Source organism: Halomonas sp. V046, assembly GCF_052645355.1.
In genome coordinates this window covers 1-24024 of record NZ_JBQXYF010000016.1, presented here as the reverse complement: position 1 = coordinate 24024, position 24024 = coordinate 1, and the positions used below count along the sequence as shown (strand labels likewise).

19 protein-coding genes are annotated in these 24024 nt (G+C 66.3%); 12 read left to right on the top strand and 7 right to left on the bottom strand.

The genetic code is table 11. The features are described from left to right. Positions 1-44: 44 nt before the first annotated feature. From ACUN9Y_RS18975 to ACUN9Y_RS18950, 6 genes are all read left to right on the top strand, one after another. Positions 45-1034 (top strand): calcium/sodium antiporter, encoded by a 990-nt coding sequence (locus tag ACUN9Y_RS18975; protein WP_445462295.1) that lies wholly within the window; start codon positions 45-47, stop codon positions 1032-1034. A 308-nt stretch (positions 1035-1342) separates the two neighbouring features. After that, positions 1343-2752, top strand: coding sequence for a cytochrome ubiquinol oxidase subunit I (locus tag ACUN9Y_RS18970; protein WP_445462294.1), 1410 nt, complete (start codon positions 1343-1345; stop codon positions 2750-2752). Between the two features lie 2 nt (positions 2753-2754). Beyond that, complete coding sequence (cydB, locus tag ACUN9Y_RS18965) at positions 2755-3753, top strand: cytochrome d ubiquinol oxidase subunit II (RefSeq protein WP_445462293.1); 999 nt, start codon at positions 2755-2757, stop codon at positions 3751-3753. A 55-nt stretch (positions 3754-3808) separates the two neighbouring features. Beyond that, positions 3809-5458 carry a thiol reductant ABC exporter subunit CydD gene (cydD, locus tag ACUN9Y_RS18960; protein ID WP_445462292.1) on the top strand — a complete coding sequence of 550 codons (1650 nt, stop codon included), beginning with the start codon at positions 3809-3811 and terminating at the stop codon, positions 5456-5458. Next, entirely contained in the window at positions 5451-7151 is a 1701-nt protein-coding gene (cydC, locus tag ACUN9Y_RS18955; RefSeq protein ID WP_445462291.1) for a thiol reductant ABC exporter subunit CydC, read from the top strand. The genes cydD and cydC overlap by 8 nt, the downstream gene beginning before the upstream one ends. A 235-nt stretch (positions 7152-7386) precedes the next feature. After that, positions 7387-8382 (top strand): adenosine deaminase, encoded by a 996-nt coding sequence (locus ACUN9Y_RS18950; protein ID WP_445462290.1) that lies wholly within the window; start codon positions 7387-7389, stop codon positions 8380-8382. Positions 8383-9009: 627 nt separating this feature from the next. Here ACUN9Y_RS18950 and ACUN9Y_RS18945 read toward each other — a convergent pair. Further along, a complete protein-coding gene (locus ACUN9Y_RS18945; protein ID WP_445462289.1) occupies positions 9010-10083 on the bottom strand; it encodes a cytochrome-c peroxidase in 1074 nt (357 codons plus the stop codon). A gap of 303 nt (positions 10084-10386) precedes the next feature. Here ACUN9Y_RS18945 and ACUN9Y_RS18940 point away from each other — a divergent pair, with 303 nt between their 5' ends. Next, positions 10387-11244 (top strand): LysR family transcriptional regulator, encoded by an 858-nt coding sequence (locus ACUN9Y_RS18940; RefSeq protein WP_445462288.1) that lies wholly within the window; start codon positions 10387-10389, stop codon positions 11242-11244. A gap of 107 nt (positions 11245-11351) precedes the next feature. On the opposite strand, the gene trhO is transcribed toward ACUN9Y_RS18940, so the two are convergent. Next, a complete protein-coding gene (gene trhO, locus ACUN9Y_RS18935) occupies positions 11352-12386 on the bottom strand; it encodes an oxygen-dependent tRNA uridine(34) hydroxylase TrhO (RefSeq protein ID WP_445462287.1) in 1035 nt (344 codons plus the stop codon). 396 nt (positions 12387-12782) lie between these two features. Between trhO and ACUN9Y_RS18930 the strand changes: the two genes are divergently transcribed. From ACUN9Y_RS18930 to ACUN9Y_RS18915, 4 genes are all read left to right on the top strand, one after another. After that, entirely contained in the window at positions 12783-13490 is a 708-nt protein-coding gene (locus ACUN9Y_RS18930; protein WP_445462286.1) for a formate dehydrogenase accessory sulfurtransferase FdhD, read from the top strand. A gap of 57 nt (positions 13491-13547) precedes the next feature. Then, complete coding sequence (locus tag ACUN9Y_RS18925) at positions 13548-14420, top strand: molybdopterin-dependent oxidoreductase (RefSeq protein WP_445462285.1); 873 nt, start codon at positions 13548-13550, stop codon at positions 14418-14420. Beyond that, a complete protein-coding gene (locus tag ACUN9Y_RS18920; RefSeq protein ID WP_445462359.1) occupies positions 14345-15940 on the top strand; it encodes a molybdopterin dinucleotide binding domain-containing protein in 1596 nt (531 codons plus the stop codon). The genes ACUN9Y_RS18925 and ACUN9Y_RS18920 overlap by 76 nt, the downstream gene beginning before the upstream one ends. Positions 15941-16008: 68 nt before the next feature. Continuing rightward, complete coding sequence (locus ACUN9Y_RS18915; RefSeq protein ID WP_445462284.1) at positions 16009-16140, top strand: hypothetical protein; 132 nt, start codon at positions 16009-16011, stop codon at positions 16138-16140. Positions 16141-16274: 134 nt separating this feature from the next. Here ACUN9Y_RS18915 and ACUN9Y_RS18910 read toward each other — a convergent pair whose 3' ends face one another. The 5 genes from ACUN9Y_RS18910 to xdhA all read right to left on the bottom strand — a co-directional run bounded on the left by ACUN9Y_RS18910 (position 16275) and on the right by xdhA (position 22819). Beyond that, positions 16275-16403, bottom strand: coding sequence for a hypothetical protein (locus ACUN9Y_RS18910; RefSeq protein ID WP_445462283.1), 129 nt, complete (start codon positions 16401-16403; stop codon positions 16275-16277). 39 nt (positions 16404-16442) lie between these two features. Then, positions 16443-17738, bottom strand: a complete 1296-nt coding sequence (gene guaD, locus ACUN9Y_RS18905; protein WP_445462358.1) for a guanine deaminase — start codon at positions 17736-17738, stop codon at positions 16443-16445. Positions 17739-17968: 230 nt separating this feature from the next. Continuing rightward, positions 17969-18844, bottom strand: coding sequence for a xanthine dehydrogenase accessory protein XdhC (xdhC, locus tag ACUN9Y_RS18900; RefSeq protein ID WP_445462282.1), 876 nt, complete (start codon positions 18842-18844; stop codon positions 17969-17971). After that, the gene (gene xdhB, locus ACUN9Y_RS18895) at positions 18841-21300 is read right to left on the bottom strand and encodes a xanthine dehydrogenase molybdopterin binding subunit (RefSeq protein ID WP_445462281.1); all 2460 of its coding nucleotides are present in this window, start codon (positions 21298-21300) and stop codon (positions 18841-18843) included. The genes xdhC and xdhB overlap by 4 nt, the downstream gene beginning before the upstream one ends. Further along, the gene (xdhA, locus tag ACUN9Y_RS18890; RefSeq protein WP_445462280.1) at positions 21284-22819 is read right to left on the bottom strand and encodes a xanthine dehydrogenase small subunit; all 1536 of its coding nucleotides are present in this window, start codon (positions 22817-22819) and stop codon (positions 21284-21286) included. Before xdhA ends, xdhB begins: the two co-directional genes overlap by 17 nt. Positions 22820-23079: 260 nt before the next feature. Between xdhA and ACUN9Y_RS18885 the strand changes: the two genes are divergently transcribed. Beyond that, positions 23080-23736 carry a TetR/AcrR family transcriptional regulator gene (locus tag ACUN9Y_RS18885; protein ID WP_445462279.1) on the top strand — a complete coding sequence of 219 codons (657 nt, stop codon included), beginning with the start codon at positions 23080-23082 and terminating at the stop codon, positions 23734-23736. Positions 23737-24024 lie beyond the last annotated feature (288 nt).

Sequence of the window (24024 nt, the reverse complement as noted above, 5' to 3'; positions counted from 1 at the left end):
ACCATAGACAACCATGCGACCCACATCACACACGAGGAGTTGACATGTTGCTTCCGGCCTTGGCGGTCATCGGTGGTCTTATCCTGTTGGTCTGGAGCGCTGAGCGCTTCGTGGAGGGCGCCGCGGCGACCTCGGCACGGCTCGGGCTATCGCCCCTGCTGATCGGAATGCTGGTGATCGGCTTTGGCACCTCGGCGCCGGAACTGACCGTGTCTGCGCTCGCGGCTGGCCAAGGCAATCCGGGCCTGGCACTGGGCAATGCCTTCGGCTCGAATATTGCCAATATCGGTCTGATCCTGGGCTTGGTGGCGGTGATCTCGCCGCTCGCGGTGCACTCGTCGGTGATTCGGCGCGAACTGCCGGTGCTGGGGGTGGCGACCGTCGCTTCGGCGCTGATGATAGTAGGCGGGGTCATCAACCGATGGGAAGGCGTCTTGCTGCTGTTGGCACTGTTAGTGTTCATGGTGGTCAGCATTGTACAAAGCCGTCGTGGCAGCGCGGTACCGGCCGATGCCCTGGAGGCCGATACCGAGACCGAGCTTGCGGCCCACCCCATGACCCTGCGCAAGGGGCTGGTGCTGACGGCTGTTGGTCTGGCGCTGCTGGTGGTCAGTTCGCGTGTGCTGGTGTGGGGCGCCGTGGCCATTGCCCAGGGGTTCGGCGTCTCGGACCTGATCATCGGCCTGACGGTGGTGGCGGTTGGCACCTCGTTACCGGAGCTGGCGTCGTCGCTCAGCGCACTGCGCCGTCGCGAGCATGACCTGGTGCTCGGCAACGTCGTGGGGTCGAACCTGTTCAACACCCTCGGCGTCGTCGGTCTGGCCGCGGTCATTGCGCCCATCGACGCCGGAGTCGAGGTGCTGCAACGGGACTGGGTCATCATGGCCGCCATGACCGTTCTGATGGCGATATTCGCCCTCGGCTGGCGTGGCAGACCGGGGCGCATCAACCGCGTCGAGGGAGCGGTCCTGGTGGCCATGTTCATCGCCTATACCGGCTACATGATTTCGCTGGTGGCGCAGGGCGGCGGCTGAGTCTGGCGGTCCAGGAGCCTCGACGGGGGCGGCGGGGCTCGTCGTCGGGGCCTGGGGCCGCGACAGACGACCGCGGAAAATGACATGCGGCAATCGGTCATGCGACACAGATCAAGATTGGCTCTATTCTGAGGGGGAGAGTTGGTTGAATTGGCACACATTTTGTCGGCGACACTCCTTCTTGAGAATGCGTCATGGACAAATCACTGTGCCTCGTTCCGTCTCATCAGGATCGGAAATCCGCCGAGCGACGCAGTGACCCCTCGCCGATTTCCTCTCGGTTTATCATTGCTGCCAAGGAGTGTTCCATGGAACTGGACCCCGTGATTCTGTCACGCATACAGTTCGGCTTCGTCGTGTCCTTCCACGCCATCTTCCCGGTGTTCACCATCGGGCTTGCCTCCTATGTAGCGCTGCTGCATGGCCTTTACTACAAGACTGGCAATCCGGCCTGGGAGCGCTTGGCCGGTTTCTGGGTGAAGGTCTTCGCGGTGGTCTTCGGCATGGGGGTGGTGTCGGGCATCGTCATGGCCTTCCAGTTCGGTACCAACTGGAGCAACTTCAGCCAGGCGACATCGAACTTCCTCGGGCCGATGTTGAGTTACGAGGTCATCACGGCCTTCTTCCTCGAGGCAGGCTTTCTCGGCGTGCTGCTGTTTGGGCGTGGCAAGGTGCCCGAAGGCGTGCACCTGTTTGCCGCGATCATGGTGGCGCTCGGCACCTTTATTTCGGCCTTCTGGATCCTCTCCACCAACAGTTGGATGCAGACCCCGGCGGGGGCCGAACTCATCGATGGCCGCTTTCATGTCACATCCTGGGGCGAGGCCATCTTCAACGCCTCGTTCCCATATCGCTTCACTCACATGGCCTTGGCATCGTTTCTCACCGGTGGCTTCGTGGTGGCGGGGGTCAGCGCCTGGTACCTGCTGATCGGCCGCGACGTGGAGGCCAACCGCAAGGCCTTGTCGATGTGCATGTGGTTGCTGCTGGTGCTGACGCCGGTGCAGGCCGTCGTGGGTGACGCCCATGGCCTCAATACCCTCGAGCACCAGCCGACCAAGGTCGCCGCGATGGAGGCCAACTGGGAGACCGGGACCGGCGTGCCGTTGTTGCTCTTCGCCTGGCCAGACAAGGAAGCCCAGGAGAACCACTTCGAGATCGGCATTCCGCGATTGGCCAGCTTGATTCTGACCCATGACATCAACGGCGAGGTGCCGGGACTCAAGGAAGTGGCACCGGAAGAGCAGCCGCCGGTGTGGTTCGTGTTCTGGTCCTTCCGCGCCATGGTCGCCATGGGCATGCTGATGATTCTGGTGTCCTTCATCGCGCTATGGTTGCGGCGTGGCGATCGACTCTATCGGTCGCGACCGTTCCTGCAGACGCTGAGGCTGATGACGATCGCGCCGTTCATCGCCGTGCTGGGGGGCTGGTTCGTGACCGAGTCGGGACGCTCTCCCTGGCTTGTCTACGGCATGATGACCCAGGCCGAAGGGGTCACGCCGTCGCTGACCGGGTGGATGGTGCTGGTCACGCTGATCGGCTATGTCGCCGTCTACGCCGTGGTGTTTCTGTGTGGCGGCTACTACCTGACCCGGGTGGTGCGTCAGGGCATGCTCAGCGAGCCGCCAAGCGATGAGGTCCAGACCGCCAAGCGGCCGCTGTCCGCGGCCGATGCCACCTTCGAGGCCGATGCCGGTCGCACACTGGGGAGCCAATAGCCATGGAACTGATCAATCTCTCGATGATCTGGGCGCTGATCATCGGCTTCGGCATCATGATGTACATCCTGATGGATGGCTTCGATCTGGGCGTCGGTATTCTCTATCCCTTCGCCCCGGACGAGCAGGCCAGAGACGTGATGATGAACTCGGTGGCGCCCATCTGGGACGGCAACGAGACCTGGTTGGTGCTCGGCGGGGCCGGGCTTCTGGCGGCCTTCCCGCTGGTCTATACCATCGTGTTGCCGGCGCTGTATCTTGGTGTCTTCCTGATGCTGGCCGGTCTCATCTTTCGTGGCATCGCGTTCGAGTTTCGCTTCAAGTCCCGGCGCAACCGCCACTGGTGGAACCGGGCCTTCTGCTGGGGTTCCATGGTCGCCTCCTTCGCCCAGGGGGTGGTCGTTGGCACCTATATTCAGGGCTTCGCGGTGGAGAACAACGTCTATGTGGGTGGCCCCTTCGACTGGTTGTCGCCGTTCACGGTAATCACCGGGCTCGCCCTGATGGCGGGGTACGCATTGCTGGGCGCCACCTGGACCATCATGAAGAGCGAGGGCCACGTTCAGGAATGGGCCTATCGCATCACTCCGAAGCTATTGTTGATGGTATTGGCCGGGTTTGCGGTCATCAGCCTGTGGACGCCGTTCGTCGATGATTTCGTGCGCGAGCGCTGGTTTGGCCACCTGACCCTGTTCTGGATCTTCCCGGCCCTGGCCTTGTTGTGTGCGGGGATGATCTGGCGTTCCGTCGCCAGACGTCGCGAAGGGCAGCCGTTCGTCGCGACACTGGGCCTGTTCCTGTTCACCTATCTTGGGCTGGTGGCCAGCAAGTGGCCCTACCTGGTGCCGCCGGACATTACCCTGTGGGACGCCGCCTCGGCCCCGGATTCGCAGCTGTTCCTGTTGCTCGGTGTATTGTTCGTCATTCCGGTCATCCTGGGCTACACCGCCTGGTCGTACTGGGTGTTCCGCGGCAAGGTGCGTGGGGTCGGCTATCACTGAACCGGCTGCCGCGGACCCCGGTACAGACGACAGGCGGCGTCGGGCGCGTCGATGGTTGGCGGGTCAGGCGGCGTCGGAGGGACGCTGGCTGTGGCTGGCGGTGGCGTTCGGCGCCTGCGCCGGCCTCGCCACCGTCGCCCAGCTCGTGCTGCTGGCGGTCATCATCGATCGAGCGATCGCGGCGCCGTCTGGGCTCACCGGCCTTGTTTCCCCTGGTCTTGTCTCCCCTGGTCTTGGATTGCTGGCATTGGTCGCGCTCAGGCCGATGCTGACGGCGGCGCAGGATCTGGCCGCCCAGGCGGCCAGTCAACGCCTGCGCCGTCGCGTCAGGGCCACCTTGCTCGACCATCTCGCGCGGTTAGGGCCAGTTCGAGTCGCGGCCCATCACAGTGCCGGGCTCGCCCATCAGTGGGTCGAACAGGTCGAGGCGCTGGACGGCTATGTGGCTCGGTTCTGGGTACAGCTGCGGCTGGTCGTGCTGGTGCCCGTGGTGATCCTGGTACTGGTCGCGTTCCAGGATTGGCTCGCCGCGATCCTGTTGGCGGTGACTGCCCCCTTTATACCGCTGTTCATGGCCCTGGTCGGCATGGGCGCAGAATCCCTCAACCGTGAGCAGTTCGTCGCGGTGGCGCGTTTGTCGGGGCACTTCGTCGATCGGGTTCGGGGCATCACCACGCTGCGTCTGTTTGGCGCCGCAGAGCGCGCTACCGTGGAAGTCACCGCGGCGGCCGACGACTACCGTCGGCGCAGCATGCGCACCCTGCGCCTGGCCTTCTTGTCCTCGGCGGTGCTGGAGTTCTTTTCGTCGGTAGCCATCGCCGTGGTAGCGATCTATATCGGCTTCGGCTTGCTTGGCGATATCCCCTTCGGCCCGGCGTCGTCGCTGACGCTGTTCAGCGGCCTGGTCATCCTGCTGCTGGCACCGGAATTCTTCCAGCCGCTGCGCACGCTGTCCCAGAGCTACCACGACCGGGCTGCCGCGCTGGCCGCCGCCGACGGCCTGCTGGCGTTGTTCGAGGAGGCGGCCGACGCCCACCGCGAGGCCGGGTCTGGTAGCGCGCCGGCAGCCTCTGGGGCCTTGGTGGAACTGATCGGTGCAAGCCTTGCCTATCCTGGCCGGGGCAGGGTGCTGGGTCCGCTGGATCTTGCCATCGCGCCGGGCGAGGTGGTGGTGCTCACCGGCCCCTCGGGGGCCGGCAAGTCGAGTGTTCTCCAGATGCTGGCCGGTTTCGTCGCGCCGTGTGAAGGGGCGCGTCTGACCTCGCCGGGGTTCGCCTTTGCCTGGATGGATCAGCGACCGCTGCTTATCCAGGGCAGTCTCGGCGACAATCTGCGCCTGACGGCGCCCCAGGCGAGCGACACCGAGCTGGTGACAGCGCTTGAGCAGGCGGGGCTTGGCGAGGTGCTCGCGGGGCTGCCGGCAGGGCTCGACACCGGCCTCGGCGAGCGCGGACGCGGCCTCTCGGGGGGGCAGGCCCAGCGCCTGGCGCTAGCGCGGATTTTCCTGAGTGATGCGCCTCTGGTGCTGTTAGATGAACCCACGGCGAGCCTGGATGCGGCCACCGAAGCCGTGCTGATCGACGGCTTTCAAGCGCTAGCTGGCCAAGGGCGTAGTCTGGTGATCGCCACCCATCACCCGACCCTGATGGGGCTCGGCGATCGACGGCTGGCCCTCGATGGTGGACAGGAGGTCGTGCGTGTCTAAGGTCATCTCCCGCGCCTTGCCGGTCTGGAACACCTTGGGTCCGTGGCTCCGCCTGCATGATCAGCGTCGCCGGCGCCTGGTGATCGGCGTGATGCTGATGGCGCTGACCGCGCTGTCGGCGCTCGGGCTGCTGGCGGTCTCCGGGTGGTTCATCACCGCGTCGGCGCTGACCGGCGCAGCACTCGCCGCCGGCGCCATCGCGACGCTTGACGTGTACACGCCGGGCGCCGGTATCCGCCTCTTCGCGGTGCTGCGCACCGTGTCTCGCTACCTCGAACGGCTGTACAACCACGACACCATTCTTCGCCTGCTGGCGGACTTGCGGGGCCGGCTGTTTGGGGTCCTGGTGACCCTGGACCCGGCGTCGCTGGCCGGGCGCCGCGCCAGCGACTGGCTCAATCGACTGACCGCCGATATCGATACGCTGGACGCCCTCTACCTGCGTCTGATGGCCCCGCCGGCGATGGCATTGCTCCTCGCCGCGGCACTCGTGGGGCTGGTGGCTGTGTGGCTGCCCCAAGCATCGCTCTGGCTGGCGCTGTGGTTGCTGGTGGGCTGGTCATGGCTGACCGTCGGCCAGGCACGACTCGGGCTTGCGGCGAGCCGGTCGCGGGTAGCGACTCTCGAGCGGCTGCGTTCGGACCTGATGGAGACCCTGACGGGCCTTGCCGAGCTTGAGGCGTACGCTGCCCTCGCGCGTCGCCAGGCGCAGTTGGCCGACATCGAGGCCCGCCTGCTCAAGGACCAGTGGCGCTTGACTCAGGTGACGGCGGTGGGCAACGCCGTGGCGGCAGTGGTGGTTGGCGTAGGCTGGCTACTGGTGCTGGCGGCTGGCCTGGTGGGCTATCAGGCCGGCAACCTGTCGGCGCCGGTCATGGTCATGCTGCCCCTGGCCGCAATGGCGTTGTCCGAGGGCTTGCTCGGGTTGCCGGTGGCCTTCACCCAGGCCGGTGCCACCCTGGCTGCCGCGCAGCGGCTCAATGATATCGAGCGGTCCGCGCAGCAAGCGACGGGCACCGAAATGCCCGAGGGGGCGCTGTCGGTGGTGCTGGAGAACGTCGAGTTTCGCTATGCCGGGGCGCTGGAGCCGGCGCTTTCCGGGGTCTGTCTGTCGCTGGCACCGGCCGAGCGTGTGGCGATCTGTGGTCCTTCCGGGGCGGGCAAGTCGACCCTGCTCGGATTGCTCAGTGCCCAGCTTCGTCCACAGCGCGGGGTTGCGTCACTCGGGGGACTCGAGGTTGCGAACTTGAGTGTCGACGATGTCGCGGGTTCGGTGGCCTGCCTGACCCAGGCGGTGGATCTGTTCGATGCGAGTCTTGCCGACAACCTGCGTCTGGCGGCCCCGGAGGTCGACGACGCCACCCTGTGGCGCGCGCTCGAGGCCGTGGATCTTGGCGCCTGGGCTGCGTCCCTGGCCGACGGGCTCGACACCTGGGTCGGTGAAGGCGGTCGGCGGCTATCCGGTGGTCAGGCGCGTCGTGTGGCCCTGGCCAGGCTGTGGCTGACAGACCCAGGCCTGGTCATCCTCGACGAGCCCTTTGCCGGGCTCGATGCGGCGACGGCGGAACGGGTCGCGGCCGGCATCGAGGCCTGGCTCGATGGGCGCAGCGTGATCTACCTGGTGCACGAACATGATCCAACGGCGCCGCGCCCGGGCCTGTCTGCGGAGTTACGTTGTCACTCGCTGGGCTGAGCGAGGCCGTGGCGGGGCGGGTGCACCCGCGTCGCAAGGGGCGCGATGGGCGTCCTTGTGATGTCACGCGGATCGGGACAGCCACGTGGATCGAGACAGCCACGCCGGGTCCGAGCCCTGGCGACTTGCCCCTGATCGCGCCGCCCGATGGTCGGCATGGCGTCACCATGAGGTATCCTGCGGTGTACGCAGGACGCCTGTCCGATGCGCCACCCATTCCACCTGGAGAAGCGTCATGGTCGACGACTTTCTTACCCGCCTGCCCAAGGCCGAGCTCCACCTGCATATCGAAGGGACCCTCGAGCCGGAGCTGATGTTCGCCCTCGCCGAGCGTAACGCGATTACCTTGCCCTACGCCGATATCGACGCCGCCCGGGCGGCTTACGACTTCCGCGATCTGCAGTCCTTTCTCGATCTCTACTTTCTGGGCATGAGCGTGCTGGTCGGCGCCGAGGATTTTCACGACCTGGCGATGGACTATTTTCGCCGCGCCGCCGCGGAGGGGGTGGTTCATGTGGAAATGCACATCGATCCCCAGGCTCACCTGGCGCGGGGCGTGCCGCTTGCCGAGGTCATGGATGGACTGGTTCGAGCCTGTGACACGGCTCGGGAAGAGCTGGACCTGTCCAGCGCGATGATCCTGGCGTTCCTGCGCGATAAACCGGCCGAGGACGCCATGGCACTGCTCGAGCAGGCCAAGCCCTTTCTTCATCATTTCAGTGCGGTGGGGCTCGATAGCGCCGAGCAGGGCAACCCGCCGAGCAAGTTTCGCGACGTCTTCGCCCGGGCCCGGGAGCTCGGCCTGGCGCGGGTCGCCCACGCCGGCGAGGAAGGCCCGCCGAGCTATATCCGTGAGGCGCTCGATGAGCTCGACGTCTGCCGGATCGATCATGGCGTCAGGGTGGTGGAAGACATGGAGTTGATGGAGCGGTTGGCAGACGAGGGCATGGTGTTGACGGTCTGCCCGCTGTCCAACGTGCGCCTCAAGGTGGTCGAGCGCCTCGAGGACCACGCGCTACCGCGCCTTCTCGACGCTGGACTGATGATCACGTTGAACTCCGATGACCCGGCGTACTTCGGTGGCGGCATGCGAGACAACTTCGCCGCCTGCCAGACGGCCTTCGGCTGGTCCGACGACACCCTCAGGTGGTTGGCGGGTAACGCCATCGAGGCGGCCTTTATGGACGATACCCGGCGCACCGAGCTGCTCACACGGTTGGCGTCGGCCTGACCCGGGACGGCTCGAGGGCGAGCGGCCGGGACTCTTGAGTGGGGCTTTTTACCGGATTCTGAGTGGGGCTTCTTACCGGTTTCTGAGTGGGGCTTCTTACCGGATTCTGAGCGGGGCTTCTTACCGATTTCTGAGTGGGGCTTCTTACCGGATTCTGAGCGGGGCTTCTTACCGGTTTCTTACCGGTTTCTGACCGGATTCTGAGCGGGGCTTCTTACCGGCTCCTGGGCGGGGCTTCTTACCGGTTTCTGACCGGATTCTGAGCGGGGCTTCTTACCGGCTCCTGACCGGATTCTGAGTGGGGCTTCTTACCGGCTCCTGACCGGATTCTGAGCGGGGCTTCTTACCGGCTTCTGAGCGGGGCTTCTTACCGGTTCCTGACCGGCTCCAGACCGGGGGGCGGGACCGCACCACCGAGGCCGCGGCAGGGCTTTCAGCCGCAATTCAAGCGGCGCCAGTTCGGCGCCGCTTGTGCTGTTGTGGCTCATGTGGCGGGTGCCTGGATCAGGGCAAGTTGCTGGCGGATGTGTCTTGCGCTCGTGTCATCCCCAGCAAGCGCCTGCCTTGATGGCGTGCGCCTGCTAAAGATCTGTCTCTGGTGTCAGGCGGGGCTGGCGAAGGCCAGCGTCAGGGCAGTGCCGGAACGGCAACCTCCGGCAAGGTACCTGTCAGGCTATGTAGAAAGGCGACGAGGTTGTCGATGTTGGTCTGATCGAGCTCCTGGCCGAGCATTTCCCGGCCCATCAAGGTGACGGCGTCGCTGAGCGTCGCTGCAGAGCCATCATGAAGGTAGGGGTAGGTCAAGGCGACGTTGCGCAGTGAGGCGGTACGAAAGGCGTTTTGATCGGCGTCTTCTCCGGAGATGGCGAACCGGCCGGGGTCCTCGGAGCCGGGGACTTGAATCGGGTGGAACATGCTATCGCTGAAATTCGCGCCGCTGTGACAGGCGATGCAGCCGAGGTCGACGAAGGCGCGCATGCCTGCTTGTTGTGGCTCGCTCAAGGCCGAGTCGTCGCCGCGCAGGTAGCGATCCAGGGGTGCGTCCGGGGTATTCAGGGTACGTTCGAAGCCGGCGATGGCTCGCGCAAGGTTGGCGCTGGAAACGGGGTCGGCGTCGCCCGGAAAGGCCGCCTCGAAGGGTGCCTGGTAGCCATCGATGGCGGCGATCGCGGCCAAGGCGCCGGCGAGGTCGTGGGCCATCTCGACGTCGGCCTGGATCGGGCCCAGGGCCTGGCCTTCGAGATCCGGCTCGCGTCCGTCCCAGAACTGCGCACCCAGAAAGCCCGAGTTCAGCACCGTCGGCGAGTTTCGTGGCCCCACTTGGCCATCGTGGCCGACGGCCCTGGGCAATCGGTCGGTCCAGGCCAGGGCGGGGTTATGGCAACTGGCACAGCTGATGTTGCCGCTTCGCGAAAGCCGCGGCTCGAAGAACAGCATCTTGCCGAGGGCAATCCTCTCCGCGGTCAAGGCATTGTCGGCCGGCAGGGGGGGCAGATGGGGAAGCGCGGTGAAGCGCTGGCGATACTCGGCCATGTGGTCAACCGCGGCGGTGGTCTCGGCCTCGGTTGTTGCGGCCTTCGCCGCCGCCGTTCTGGCCGCTGCCGTGCCCATGGCGAAGGCCGGGGCGGTCGGGGAAAGAACGCCAGTAGACACCAGGGCGGCGGTGACCAGCAGCGAAGAGAGAAGTCGTTGTTCAAGCATGCGAATAGCCTGTTTAGACAGGACTGAGCGGCGTCCCGGAAGACTACAGCCTGAGAAGTCGAGGCGGGCAGAGGTATTGTACGAAAGCGCAGGCAGCGCGATTTTTAGCGCTTGGCGTTAGTTCGGCCGCGAACGTGCTCAATCGGCGAGCCCTGTCGCTGCGCATGACTTCCGTGCTGGCTATCCGGCCAGGCGCAAGGGCGTCGGAGGCGGGCCGCGACGTCAATCTGGGCAGGGCTCGAGGCTTTACCAGGCGGCGCTATTTGGCGCATGCTCGCGTCATTCCATATCCGGAAGATGCTTATGGACCATCGTCAGCTGTCCTTTCTGGTAGCGCTTGCCGGGGAGCGCCATTTCGGGCGCGCCGCGAAGCTTTGCCATGTCACCCAGCCGACGCTATCGGCGCGTCTGAAGCAATTGGAAGAGGAGCTCGGGACGCCGCTGATCCTGCGCGGGCGACGCTTCGAAGGTTTTACGCCTGAAGGGCAGCGAGTGTTGACGCACGCCCGCCGTATCCTCGCCGAGCTCGACGAACTCAAGGGCGACCTGGCGCCAGAGTCGGTGCTGAGCGGGCGCCTGAGTCTTGGCGTGGTGCCCTCGGCGCTGCAGGCGGTGGCGGAGTTTCTGCCGCGCTTGAAGCGCGCCTGCCCGCAGCTTGCGCTGCGCCTCAAGGAGCTGTCGACGGCAGCATTGGCCCAAGGCCTCGAGCACGGCGAGCTGGACCTGGTGGTGGGCTATCCGGCGGCGCCGGCGATGGCCGGTTTTGCCCATCGACCGCTGCATCAGGAACACCGCGCGCTGGTGGCCAGTGAGCGACATTTTTCCCTACCAGAAAATCCGCAGTGGCAGGACCTGGCCGACTTCCCCCTGGTGTTGCTGACACCGGAGATGCACCAGCGTCGCCGTCTCAACCAACAGTTGGAGGCCTTCGCGGTGCGTCCGCCGACGCTGCTCGAAGCCAACTCCATGGCCGCGCTGGAGGCAATGCTCCAGGCGGGCCTTGGGGTCAGTGTGCTGAGTGAAGGCTGGGGGCGTTCGCGCCTTGGCCAAGGCCTGGTCACACGCCGCTTACCGGGCGATGGCGAGCCGGTGGCGTTGTTGTGGCGGGCCACACCCCAGCGCAGCCGGCGTATCGAGGCGGTGCTTGATGCGCTGCGCTGAGCCGCTTCCAAGGTCAGAGCCTGGGGCTGTGCTTGGGCCTGGAAGCGGCGAGTGGTTCCGTACGCTGGGGCCAGGGTGATACCCGAGTCGACAACGGGCAGCGCCGCTCAGGCGTCGTGAGGCGTCGCGTTGGCCCGGCGGGCAACCTCGCGTTGGCTGCGCTTGGCCTCGCGACGCTGCTGCATGCCGGCCACGGCGTCCGCCCCCAGGTGTGCTTCACCGCGCTCTCGGGCCAGTTGCATCTGGCGTTCACGTTCGGCGAAGCGGGCCTTTCTGTCGGCATCGATGCGGTCATGGCAGCGTGGGCAGCACACGCCTTTCTGGTAGTGGGCGCTGCGCTTGTCGTCTTCGCTGATCGGCAGGCGACAGGCGTGACACTGGTCATAGCCACCGGGCTCGAGACGATGATTGACCGTCACCCGGTCATCGAACACGAAGCATTCACCGCGCCACAGGGTCTCGTCCTCGGCGACCTCTTCCAGATACTTCAGTATCCCGCCCTTGAGGTGGTAGACCTCGTCGAAGCCTTGTTCCTTCAGGTAGGCGGTGGACTTCTCGCAGCGGATGCCCCCGGTGCAGAACATCGCCACCTTCTTGTGTCGCTCGGGATCCAGCGCCGTTGCCACGTAGTGGGGGAAGTCGCGGAAGGATGCGGTGTTGGGATTGACGGCGCCGTCGAAGGTGCCGACCTCGACCTCATAGTCGTTACGCGTGTCGATCACCAGTACCTCGGGGTCGCGGATCAGCGCGTTCCAGTCCCGCGGCTCGACGTAGGTGCCGACACTGTGGCGCGGGTCGATGCCTTCGATGCCCATGGTCACGATCTCGCGCTTGAGCTTGACCTTGGTGCGCATGAAGGGCGCCTGCTCGGCCAGGGATTCCTTGGTCTCCAGGGACGCGAGGCGAGAGTCCGAACGCAGCCAGTCAAGCACGGCGTCGATGCCGTGACGGGAGCCCGCCACGGTACCGTTGATGCCTTCACGGGCCAGTAGCAGGGTGCCGCGCACGTCATGCTTGCGCATGGTGCTCAGCAGGGGGGCTCGCAGCGCCTCGATGTCATCGAGAGTCACGAACTTGTAGAGCGCGCAGACCACGTACTGGGGCTGGAGCGGCGCGGGGCGGAATCGAGGCGTCTGGGTCACACGGGGGTCCTCATGCGGGCCGGATCGTAAATCCGGAGCAGGATGGAAAGAGAAAAAGGTCGATGGTGACGCGGTTCCCGGCAGGGAGCGTCGAACGCCGATAGTGTACAGAAATCGAGGGATAACGTCCGCCCCGTGCGTAGAGAGAGGCTTGGGCGCGGTGGCAGCGCCCTTGCGGTCGACGCTTGGCAGGCGTGAGCCCGTGGACCATTCGATAGACCTCGTCTATCGAATGTTGATCGAGATCAATTATCCCTCTGTGGCGGCACTGGCTAGGCTAGGGCCATGGATAACCAGCATAAAATTTATTCGTTTTGCCCAGACGATGATCCAGTCCACGGCGCAGGCGTCCCTCAGGCGAGTGGCGCTGTCTATGACGATGCCCGGGATAGCGCATTGCGCGATCTTACGGGCCCTGCGGAGCTGCCCATTAGCCTCGCGCTCAACCAGGTGTCGATGGGCACCTTGCTGGCCAGTCCCGAGGCGTTGGAACCCTTGGCGATCGGTCATGCCTTCGGTGCCGGTTGGATCGAACGTCGTGACCAGGTTATGGCGGTGCAACTCTCGCGGCTTCGCCACGGTCTGGCGGTGCGCCTGGAGGTCGATGAACGCCTGGCTCGGGCGGCGAGTCGCCGTCGGCGCCGGGAGGCGTCGGTGTCGAGCTGCGGTGCCTGCGGCGCGGCGAGCGAGGCCGAGATCATGGCGGGCTTGAGGCGCTTGCAGGCGCGGCCGGTGCTCGATGCCCGCGCGCTGCGCCGCGGCCTTGACCAGATGGCGCTCCTGTCGCGCCCAGGGCTGCACCTGGCGCTCGGGCTCGATGGCCGTGGTGAGGCGTTGTTTCAGGGCGCCGATATCGGTCGCCATAACGCCCTGGACCGGGTGATCGGGCAGGGGCTATCGAGTGGCCGTCTCCCCGATGCCCTGCTGGTATCGAGCCGCTGCAGCCTGGAGTTGGTGCAGAAGGCGGTACATGCCGGTATCTCGACGCTGGCAACCCTTGCCGTGCCGTCACGATTGGCGGTGGAAACCGCACGGGCCTGTGCGCTTAATCTGGTCTGCGCCCATCGCGGTCGGCGGCTCGAGCTGCTCAGCGGGCAGTACTGATGGCACTGGTGGCTCAGATGATATTGGGCTCTCTTTCCCTTGTGACAGGATGCTGACATGGCCGACGTTTCCCCCTTCGGTGAGTCTTCCCTTGGCTCGCCAGTGCCGCCGCGGGAAGACCCGCGCCTCACCCGCCATCCTGACGTGGTCCCGTATAAGGGGCCGGCAGGCGGCTGGGGGGCGCTGAAGAGCGTCGGTCGCCACGTCAGGCACTCGAAGGCACCGTGGAAGGCGGTGCGCTCGCTGTTGCGCACCAATCAGGGCCAGGGCTTCGACTGTCCGGGCTGCGCCTGGGGCGACCCGCTGCACGGCTCGTCGTTCGAATTCTGTGAAAACGGCGCCAAGGCGGTGGCTTGGGAGGTCACCGACAAGCGTGTGACGCCGGCGTTCTTCGAGCGTCACTCGGTCGCCGAGCTGCTCGGTTGGGACGACTTCATGCTCGAGGACCAGGGCCGGCTGACCGAGCCGATGCGCTATGACCACGAGCAAGGTCGCTATGTAGCGATCGCCTGGCGGCACGCCATCGAGGTGATCGCCGAGCATCTGGCGGGCCTGGACGACCCCGATCAGGCGCTGTTCTACACCTCCGGGCGAGCCAGTAACGAGGCGGCCTATCTGTATCAGCTCTTCGTGCGTCTCTACGGCACCAACAATTTTCCCGACTGCTCGAACATGTGCCATGAGGCGAGCGGCGTTGGCATGATGGCGAGCCTTGGCGTTAGCAAGGGCACGGTGCTGCTCGACGACTTCGAGCAGGCCGAGGCGATCTTCGTGTTCGGCCAGAACCCCGGGACCAATCATCCGCGCATGCTCGGGGACCTGCGCCGCGCCGCGCCGCGCGTCGGGGGGCGCGCATCGTCAGCTTCAACCCGCTGCGCGAGCGCGGCCTCGAGCGCTTCGCCGACCCCCAGGACCATCGCGAGATGCTGACGCTGTCGAGCCAGGCCATCAGCTCAGGCTACTATCAGCCGCGCATGGGCGGTGATATGGCCGCCGTTCGGGGTATCGCCAAGGCGCTGTTTGCGCTCGAGGCCGAGGGGCTTTTCGAGCGCGCCAGTGCCTTTATCGATACCCATACCCAGGGCATCGAGGCGTGGCAGCGCCAGGTGGAGGAGACACCCTGGGACGCCATCGAGGATCAGTCGGGTCTTACGCGATGCGAGCTCGAGGAGGCCGCGCGGGTCTACGCGGGCGCCGGCAGCGTCATCTGCACCTGGGCCATGGGCATCACCCAGCATCTGCACGCCGTCGACAGCGTGCGCGAGATCATCAATCTGTTGCTGCTGGGAGGGCACTTTGGTCGCCCCGGCGCCGGAGCCTGTCCGGTACGCGGGCACTCCAACGTGCAGGGCGATCGCACCATGGGGATCGATGAGAAGGCGCCGGCCTGGCTGATCGATGCCCTGGAAGCGCGCTATGGCGTGGCGCTTCCCCGTCGGCGCGGCTTCAACACGGTGGAAAGTCTGGCCGCCCTGGAAGCCGGGCAGGTGCAGACGTTCATCGGCCTGGGCGGCAATTTCACCCGGGCGACACCGGACACCGAGCGCACCGAGGCGGCCATGCGACGCCTGCGCCTTAATGTGCAGATCAGCACCAAGCTCAATCGCAGCCACCTGGTCATCGGCGAGCATACCGAGGCGCTGATTCTGCCGTGCCTGGGGCGCAGCGAGATCGACGCCAGCGACGAGGTGGCGTCTCAGCGCATCAGCGTGGAGGATTCGATGTCGATGGTTCATGCCAGTGCCGGTCTCAAGGCCCCGGCCGGCGCCGAACTGCGCTCGGAGCCGGCCATCGTCGCGGCCCTGGCGCAGGCGACCCTGGCCCGGGTGCTGCCGGCCAGGGGGCTGGCGGACCCGGTCGATTGGGCCGCCCTCGCGGCGGATTACGATCGAATCCGCGACGAGATCGCCGCGGTGATTCCGGGCTTCGCCGATTTCAATCAACGCCTCGCCGCGCCGCGTGGCTTTCACCTGAGCAACCCAGTGAGGGCGCTGCGTTTTCCGACCGCCAGTGGCCTGGCCACGTTTTCGGCACCTCGGCTGCCTGATGAGGTACTTCACCAGCAGATGGCGCGCCGCGACGGCTGGCTGACGCTGCAGACGATGCGCAGTCACGATCAGTACAACACCACCATCTACGGCTACAACGACCGCTATCGCGGGGTCTCGGGCCAGCGCCGGGTGGTGTTTATCAACGCCAGTGACCTCGAGCGCCTCGGCCTGGCCGATGGGGACTGGGTCGATCTTGTCGGCGAACCCCGGGGCGATGGCCAGGAGCGGCGGGCGCCGCAGTTCCGCCTGGTTCGCTACGACATCCCGACGGGCTGCGTCGGGGCGTATTATCCCGAGACCAATGTGCTGGTGGCGCTGGAAAGTCACGGCGCGGATACCGGCACGCCATCGTCCAAGGCGGTGCCGGTGCGTCTGGAAAAGAGCGCGCGGATCGCGTGACGGTGCGGCCTTGCCGGGGGACACCCGCCCGGCGCTGGATTCTTGCCATATCCCGGCGGGCTGCGCCGGTGCTGAGCTACGCCGAGACCAATGTGCTGGTGGCGCTGGCAAGCCACGGCGCGGATACCGGCACGCCATCGTCCAAGGCGTCGTCCAAGGCGGGGCAGGTGCGTCTGGAAAAGAGCGCGCGGATTGTGTGACGGTGCGGCCTTGCCGGGGAACACCCGCCCGGCGCTGGATTCTTGCCATATCCCGGCGGGCTGCGCCGGTGCTGAGCTACGCCGGTGCCTATCTACGCCGGTGCTTATCTACGCCGAGCTACGCCGGTGCTGAGCTACGCCGAGACCAAGGTGCTGGTGGCGCTGGAAAGCCACGGCGCGGATACCGGCACGCCATCGCCGACGCCATCGCCGACGCCATCGCCCAAGGCGTCGTTCAAGGCGTCGTTCAAGGCGTCGTTCAAGGCGGGGCCGGTGCGTCTGGAAAAGCGCGCGCGGCCCGCTCAGTGCTGGCGACGATGCTGCAGCCGCCCTCCGGCCCAGGTTTCGTAGATGGCGCGGTCATCGCCGAGCATCATCAGGGTGAAGAGCTCTTCGGTGAGGGTGTCGGCTCGGTTCATTCGACGCGACAGCAGCGAGGACGCGTGACGATCGATGACCACGAAGTCGGCATCCATGCCCGGGGCCAGGCGGCCGATGCGATCGTCCAGCGATAGCGATACGGCATTGCCGCGGGTCAGGGCGTGAAAGCCGGCCCAGGCGGTCAGCGGCTGCCCGCGCAACTGGCCGACCTGATAGGCGGCCTTGAGCGTGGCCAGCCCCGACAGGTCGGTGCCGGCGCCGATATCGGAGGCCAGGGTCAGGTTCAGGTCTAGCGCCCGGGCAGACTGGCGATCGAACAGCCCGCTGCCGAGAAACAGGTTGGAGCTCGGGCAGAACGCGATGTTGGCGCCGCGCTCGGCGAGCCGTGAGCGCATCCCATCGTTCAGGTGGATGCCGTGGGCGAAGGTGCTGCGTGGGCCGACCAGCCCGGAGCGCTCATAGACATCCAGGTAGTCGTGGCTGTCGGGGAACAGCTCGGCGACCCAGTCGAGTTCGCCGAGGTTCTCCGAAAGGTGGGTCTGCAGCCACAGGCTCGAGTCGTTGCGCAGCAAGCCACCCGCGGCATCGAGCTGTGTGCGGGTCGAGGTCGGCGCGAAGCGTGGCGTGACGCTATAGCCGAGCCGGCCGTTGCGGTGCCAGTCGCCGATCAGGCGTTCGCTGTCGCGGATGCCGCCGAGGGTGTCATCGGTCAGGGCATCGGGGGCGTGGCGGTCCATCAGCACCTTGCCGGCAAGCATGCACAGGTCACGCCGCTGGGCGGCGCCGAAGAAGGCGTCCACCGACGTTGGGTGGCTGGAGCAGAACACCTGGGCGGTGGTGGTACCGACGCGCATCAGCTCGTCGAGAAAGATGTCGGCCATGAGACTTGCGTGCTCGTAGTCGGCGAAACGGCACTCCTCGGGGAAGGTGTACTCGTTAAGCCAGTCGAGCAGCTGGCGGCCGTAGGAGGCCATGATGTCGAGCTGCACGTAGTGCACGTGGCTGTCGATGAAGCCGGGCATCACCAGCTTGTCGCGCTGGTCGATGATGCTGATGTTGTCCGGCAGGCGTGGGGCGAGGCGGCTGTAGTCATCGACGGCGATGATCTTGCCGTTCTGCCACCACAGGGCGCCATCGGCATGATGGACCACGGAGCCCTCGCGGGGCTTGTCGTCGTCACCGGGATCGGCGTCGAAGCTCAATAGGCTTGCGCGCATGACCCAGGGCCGGCCATCGTCTGGCGCTTGTGCCGCCGGTTCGGCCTGGGGGCCTGGACGGGGTAGGGGACTGGTGCTCGAAGGTTCAGGCGTGTGGCTCATGGTCTTGCTCTTGTCAGGGAATATCGTGTTGTGGCGGCGTGGCCGCCGGCTCGGCGCCGCGGGTCATGGCTCGACGTTTGTGGGCGAGTGTCTCGGGGGGCTTCGACCCGCAATCGCCAGGGCCAGACTCAGCCAAACAGCGTGCGCAGCCGCCCGGCGTCGATGCCGCGGGTCTCGCCTCGCGGGGTGTCCGAGGCCAGGCCTTGGCTTGCGCTCGTTGACGCGGCGACCAATGGCAGCAACTCGGCCAGGGCCGAGAGGGCGACGGCGTAGGGGCGCTTGTCGCCGCCGGAGTCGCCTATCGGGCAGCGTACCCGTTCGATGCTCGCGTCGGTGTGGCCGGCGGCCTTGAGGCGTCGACGAAAGCTGACCCACTTGCTGCGCGATCCGATCAGTCCGATCGATGCGAGATCCTGGCGCTTAAGCATGGCGTCGATCAGGGCGAAGTCCTCGGCGTGGTCGTGGGTCAGCACCAGGGCATGGCTGCCTGGCACAAGCGAGGCGACGGCGGCGGCGCAGTCGTCCATCCGGTGACGGTGCTGTCGCTGCTCGCCCGCGCCCTTGTCGTCGAAGGCGCTCGGCCGGCTATCGAACCAGTCGAGGCGCCAGCCCAGGGGGCCGGCGAGGCTGGCCAGTTCGCCGCCGACATGGCCGGCGCCGAATACCGCCAAGCGGGTATTGGCGCCAAGAAAGCACTCGAGGATCACATTGACGAAGCCACCGCAGCACTGGCCGCTGCGACCGCCAAGGGAGAAGGCCTCCAGGGTGACGCCGGCGCGGCCGTCATCCAGCGCGGCCCGAGCGGCGTTGATGACCTGCCATTCGAAGGTGCCTCCGCCCAGGGTGTCGATGACCGTATCGGCGCAGATCACCATGCGGGCGCCGGGTTCTCGTGGGGTGGAGCCTTGGCTCGTGACCTGGGTGGCCAGGACGTGGGGCTGGCCCTCGCGCTGCAGGCGTGCCAGAGCGTCGTACCAGCGTTCACGCTCGTCGCAGGGTGTCATGGTGTATCGCCTCCCTCGGCGCGCAGGATCGCCGCAGCGGCCATCACGCGTTCGGGCGTTGCCGGCGTATCGAGGCGTGGCGACAGGCGATAGTCGCTCAGACTCGCGATAGCGTCCCGCAGCGCCGACCATACCGACATGCCGAGCATGAAGGGCGGTTCGCCCACGGCCTTGGAGCGGTAGATGCTGGCCATGGAGTTGGGGTGGCCTTCGAGCAGGGCGACATTGAAGATCCTGGGCTGGTCGCCGTAGGTGGGAATCTTGTAGGTGGCAGGGCCGGTGGAGATCAGTTGGCCCTTGTCATTCCACTTGAGCTCTTCGCTGGTCAGCCAGCCAGCCCCCTGGAGGAAGCCGCCCTCGACCTGGCCAAGGTCGATCGCCGGATTCAGCGAGTCGCCCACGTCATGGAGGATGTCGACGCGATCGAGCTGATACTCGCCGGTCAGGGTATCGACCGAGACCTCGGCGACCGCCGCCCCATAGGCAAAATAGTAGAACGGACGGCCGCTGCCCGAGGCCCGGTCGTAGTGGATCAACGGAGTGGCGTAGAAGCCCTTTTCCGAGAGCGAAATCCGTGACAGGTAGGCGTCCTGGATCAGCACGCCCCAGGGAATGCGGCGCTCGCTCTCGCCTTGCCCCGCGATCAGGTGGTTGTGCGCCATGTGCATGGCTTCGCGGTCGAGGTGATAGTGCTCGGCGGCGAAGTCACATAGCCGTGTCTTGAGCTTGAGGGCGGCGTCTCGCGCCGCCTGGCCGTTGAGGTCGGCGCCGCTCGAGGCCGCCGTGGGCGAGGTGTTGGGGACCTTGTCGGTGCGGCTAGCGGTGATGCGCACGACGTCCAGGTCCAGGCCCAGCTCTCGGGCCACCACCTGGCAGATCTTGGTGTGCAGGCCCTGGCCCATCTCGGTGCCGCCGTGATTGATCATCACGCTGCCATCGGTGTAGACGTGCAGCAGGGCGCCGGCCTGGTTGAGGTGCTGCGCGGTGAAGGAGATGCCAAATTTTACCGGGGTCAGCGCCAGGCCCTTGCGGATCACCGGACTTGCGTCGTTGAACTCGGTGATGGCGCGGCGTCGATTCCAGTAGTCGCTGTCGGTCTCGAGCTTTTCGACGAGCTCGTGGAGCAGGGCGATCTGATCGACGCTCTGGCCGTAGTGGGTGACATCGCGTGGGATGTCCGGGGTGGTGCCCTGGGCGTCGGCAGCATCGCCTTGCTGGCGATACAGGTTGCGCTTGCGCACCGTCAGCGGGTCTTCGCCTACACGACGGGCGATGTCGTCCATGGCCGCTTCGATGATCATCATGCCCTGGGGGCCGCCGAAGCCGCGAAAGGCGGTATTGGAGGCGGTGTGGGTGCGAGCCCGGTGCCCGGTGACCTGGACGGCGCCGAGGGAATAGGCGTTGTCGGCGTGGAACATGGCACGGTCGACGATGGCTTCCGACAGGTCCGGCGAGTAGCCGCAGTCACCGATCACGGTGATGTCGCCCCCCTGGATCACGCCGCGATCATCCACGCCGAGGCGGTAGTGGTTGTGGAACGGATGACGCTTGCCGGTCACCTTCATGTCGTCGGCCCGGGGCAGACGCACGCGGCAGCTGCGCCCGGTACGCCGGGCGATCAGGGCCGCAAGGCAAGCCCACGGAGAGGCCTGGGTCTCCTTGCCGCCGAAGCCGCCGCCCATGCGTCGGACCTCCACCGTCACGGCATGGAAGGGAATGCCGAGGACCTCGGCGATGAGTTTCTGCGTTTCGCTCGGATGCTGGTTCGAGGTGTGCACCATGACCCCTTCGTCTTCGGTCGGGTGCACGACGCAGGCCTGGCCCTCCAGATAGAAGTGTTCCTGACCACCGACGAACTGCTCGCTTTCGACAATATGACGGGCCGCGCCGAGGGCCGCCTCCCAGTCGCCGCTCTGCTGGCGATGGCTGGGGCGGACGAACTCACCGGCCTCGGCGGCGGCCACCGGGTCGAGCTGGGCGGGAAGCTCCTCGATCTCGAGGACGGCGGCCTTGACCGCCTGGCGGGCGGCCCGATAGCTCGTCGCGGCTACCGCGAACACGACCTGGCCGGCGTACAGCACCTCGCCATCGGCCATGATCGGATCGCCGGGAAAGACCGGGCCGATGTCGGTATGGCCGGGCACATCGGCAACGGTGATGACATCGACCACACCGGGAGCGCGGCGCACGGCGTCGAGCTCGAGCCGGCTGATCCGGCCATGGGCGACGCTCGACAGGCCCACGGCGATGTGCAGCGCGTTGGCCGGTGCGGCCAGGTCATCGATGTAGGCGGCGCGTCCGGTCACATGCTTGATCGCGCTCTCGTGCTGAGCCGAGGTGCCGGAGAAGCCGTGTGCCTGGCGGGGGGCCGCGGCCGGATTGGCGTGGCGGTCGGTCACCGGCGTGTCGTCGTCCTGGTGAGGCGCCGGGGGAGCGAGTTCAGTGAGCGTACGCATGGAGCATCACCTCCTGGTCGGAAACGGATTGTTGTAGTGGGTCTGTTCCATCGGTTATCTGACCGGCTATCTGACGGGCGATCACCAGGCGCAGGCGCTCGAGCAGGGCCGCGGCCGAATGGCGGCGGTAGGTCGCGCTGCCGCGGACATCGCTCATGGGGTCGAAGTCCTGGGCAAGGGCGTCTCTCGCCTGGGCGAAGGCCTCGACACTGGGCGCCTTGCCCTCGAGCGCGGCTTCGGCGCCGAGGGCGCGGGCGGGAATGCCCGCCATGCCGCCGAAGGCCAGGCGCACGTTGATCATGCGGCCATCGTCCAGGCGCCAGGCAAAGGCGCCGAGCACCGCGGAGATATCGTCTTCGCGGCGTTTGGACAGCTTCCAGACCTTGAGCTCGCGTCCGGTCTGGGGCCTTGGCAGGAACACGGCGGCCAGGCATTCGTCGACCGCGAGGTCGGTCTTCTTGTAGGCCAGAAAGAAGTCCCGCGCGGCGATGTCACGGTTGCCCGACGGTCCTACCAGGCGCAGGTGGGCATCGAGGGACAGCAGCACCGGTGGGGTGTCGCCGATGGGCGAGGCGTTGGCCACGTTGCCCCCCAGGGTGCCGCGGTTGCGCACCTGGGCCGAGCCGAGCCGATGCAGCAGGTGGGCGAAGGTGGGGTAGTGCGCTGCCAGCAGCGGCTCGAGGGCGGTGTAGGTCACGGCCGCGCCGACCCACCAGCCGGGGCGGCCATCGGTATCTTCGCCCTCGTCGATGGCGGTGAGTTCGGCGACTCGGGTCAGGTCGATCACTCGGGGAAAGTCCGTGAGATTTTGCGTCGCTTCCAGCCACAGGTCGGTGGCCCCCGCTACCAGCCGGGCCTCCGGATACTCGGCGCGCAGCGCGACGAGCTCATCGAGGGTACGGGGTTGGTGAAAAGGTGGCACAGCGCCGGCGGCGGACGATGCCGCCGGGGCCTCGTTCGTCGACCTGCCGACGTCGACGGCCAGGCTCGCGTCGTCGAGCCAGCTCGGGCGGTGGCCCGGGGTGCTGTCCATGCCGAGGGCGGCGTCGCGAATCGGGCGGTAACCGGTGCAGCGGCACAGGTTTCCCCCCAGCGCCGCTTCGAGACGTTCGGGTGTCAGCGGTGCCGGGCGGCGCTGGTTGGCCTCGTGCAGGGTGAACAGTGACATGACGATGCCGGGGGTGCAGAAACCACACTGGCTAGCGTGGCACGCGACCATGGCTGCCTGGCTCGGGTGCAGGTCGTCGCCTTCCGACAAACCTTCCACGGTGACCAGATGACGTCCCTCGAGCTGGTGGGCCGGCATCAAGCAGGCGTTGGCGCTGTGATAGGTGAGGCGGCCGTCGCTGGATTGGCGGTCGGGCTCGCCGATGGCCACGGTGCAGGCGCCGCAGTCTCCCGAGGCGCAGCCCTCCTTGGTGCCGGTAAGGCCGAGGCGCTCGCGCAGTAGCTCGAGCACACTGTCGTGGGCGTCGGCCGCAACGCGCTGCGGCTTGCCATTGAGGTGGAAGTGAATCATGGCAGGGTCCTGTCCAGATTATTGTTGTCCAACGCATCGTGTGACAGCGCGGTGGAAGGTGAAGGTCCATTGTTGACGGGCAGGGAGCTACCGGCCCGCGCCTCTATGATGTAATAGTTGACCATTCGGTCAGTTTCTTCAAGGTCTGAGGAATAGATTTTTCATATTTCTTTCCCGAACCGTCGAATTGCCAGAGTGGCGGCCTTTGAGGCAAGCTCTTCGTCCTTTCAGATTCGACCCACCTCGAGCGAGCGAGTGCCATGGCGAAACGGTTACAGCCCAGGGATCAGGATGCCGGCGGTGCCATCCGGCAGCGCAACGAACGAGACATTCTCGACGCCGCCGAGCGCGTCTTCTCTCGCCACGGTTACCGTGGTGCCAGCCTTCAGCTGGTCGCCGAGGAAGCCGGCCTGCCCAAGTCCAATGTGCTCTACTACATGAAGAGCAAGAAGGCGCTGTACGTGCGCCTGCTTGAAGGCGTGATGGAACGCTGGAACATGATGCTCGATGACATCTCGGTCGAGGACGACCCCGCCGAGGTCCTGTCGGCGTTTATTCGCTCCAAGATGGAAATGTCGCGCCAGCATCCCGAGGCGTCGCGCTTGTTCGCCGGTGAGATCCTGCAGGGCGCTCCCTTCCTGCAGGACTACCTGCGGGGAGAGCTGCGTGACTGGGTCGAGAGCCGAGCCGAGGTCTTTCGCCAGTGGGCGGATCGTGGCCTGATGGACCCGGTCGACCCGGTGTCCCTGATCTTCTTGATCTGGTCGGCAACCCAGCACTACGCCGACTTCGAGGCCCAGGTGCTCGGGATTACCGGGCGCGAGCGCCTGGAGGATGATGACATGGCGCGGGTCACCGGCTTCTTGACGCAGATGGTGCTGAAGGGGTGCGGCGTGACGCCGAAGGCGACGCCCTGAGGGTGACGGTGACGTCTCCAGCATCAGCCCCGACGGTGGAAGACACCGTGCCGCTGGCGCGGTCACCCGCCGCCGGGGGCGGCGGGCGACGCTGTCGCGGTGTTACCGAGCGGTGGTCAGCATCTGCTCTTACCGTGCGGTGATTAACATCGCCTCTTACTGTGCGGTGATTGGCATCTGCTCTTACCGTGCGGTGATTGGCATCTGCTCTTACCGTGCGGTGATTGGCATCTGCTCTTACCGTGCGGTGATTGGCATCTGCTCTTACCGTGCGGTGATTGGCATCTG